This is a genomic window from Caenimonas sp. SL110, assembly GCF_001044395.1.
In the GTDB taxonomy this organism is placed as follows: domain Bacteria; phylum Pseudomonadota; class Gammaproteobacteria; order Burkholderiales; family Burkholderiaceae_C; genus Ramlibacter.
In genome coordinates, this window is record NZ_JANU01000054.1 from 1 (window position 1) to 1,325 (window position 1,325).

The 1,325-nt window shown below is 54.4% G+C and carries 1 protein-coding gene; it reads right to left on the minus strand.

Annotated features, from left to right (window positions below):
- Positions 1 to 21: 21 nt before the first annotated feature.
- Positions 22 to 1,185 carry an IS4 family transposase gene (locus AQ12_RS19635; RefSeq protein ID WP_048441666.1) on the minus strand — a complete coding sequence of 388 codons (1,164 nt, stop codon included), beginning with the start codon at positions 1,183 to 1,185 and terminating at the stop codon, positions 22 to 24.
- Positions 1,186 to 1,325: the final 140 nt, after the last annotated feature.

Sequence of the window (1,325 nt, forward strand, 5' to 3'; positions counted from 1 at the left end):
CCCACTAGTGTCCGGAGATTTTTAGAGCAGCGGTAGTTGGAGGACCGGGCTGTCACTTTCTTCGTAACTTGAGGCGCTAGCCAACAGGTGCTCAAGCGATGTTTTTTCGAACAGATTGAGGCTCAGGATTTGCAGCATCGTGTGCAGTGAGACCGGGACCTGCAAGCGCTTTTTGATAATTGCTACCAGTACGTAAGTGCTGATGGCAATCCAGATCTGTGTCTTCACTGCGTTGGCGCTGTGACCTACGAAGGCCTTGATGCGCAGGTGTTGCTTTATCCATTTGAAGAACAGCTCGACCTGCCATCGGCTCTTGTAAAGCTGTGCAATTTGCAGCCCTGTGAGTTCGAAGTTGTTGGTCAGAACGACGAGCGTGCGATCACGCTCGGTGTCACGAAATTCGATTCGTCGTATCTCACCTGGATAGTCCTTGCGCGTGCGCTGACCCGTCAGGACGATGTACTGATCGCACAGCACGCCACTGGTCGCGTCAAGGTCATGTGAAGCGGTCACACGATGGAGTAATTTGTTCTTGGGCCGCACCACAAAGAACGCTGCCGCATGTGTAAATTTCACCAGACGCGCAAAGTGTGCATAGGCACGGTCCATCACATAAAAACTACCAGCCTCCAGTCGCAGATGGTCCAGAAAGCTTGCATCCGCCACCAGCGTTGAGGTGATGCGAATGACGCTGGGGATGTTGCCTCGCAAGTCCAACATGGTGTTCAGCTTCACGCCAGCGCGTGAGTTGGCCGCGGGCGCCCAATCGAACAGGCCCAAGCACAAATCAATGGTGCTTGCATCGATCGCATAGACGGATTGCGCGAACTGCATTCCCAAACTGTCGTGCGAATACATGGCGCGCGCGATGCCGATCAGGTGAAGGGCAAACTGCTCGAAGATGCGACTGTCCCGACCTTCGTTCGCATCAGCCAGAGTCGATCGCGCGATCGATCCGCGAAAGCCCGCAAAGTGCAACTTCGAGGGGTGGCTTCGCAGACAAGTCGTGATCTCTCGCAAGCTTGCACGCGATGTGAGCTGCGCGAACATCATGCAAAGAAACTGGTCCCAGTGCGAGAAGCTCAGCGTCGGATACCGACCGGCGTACTGCGTAACGCACTGCTTGAAGACATCGCGCGGAAGATGCGCAGACAACTGCGCGAATACCAGTTGGCCCTTGAACATCGCGCGCTCCCGCAAATGAACGCGAGTGTCCGGAGTTGCTTAGCGCGTGTCGATATAGATTTCTTCCAGAGACCCCAATTTATTCAATCACGACAAAGACTTAGCGCTCAAATGAGAATGTATCTCCGGACACTAGTGGG

Coding starts and splice junctions, on each gene's coding strand:
- AQ12_RS19635 (WP_048441666.1), bottom strand. CDS start 1,185: ATGTTCAAGGGCCAACTGGTATTCGCGCAGTTGTCTGCGCATCTTCCG.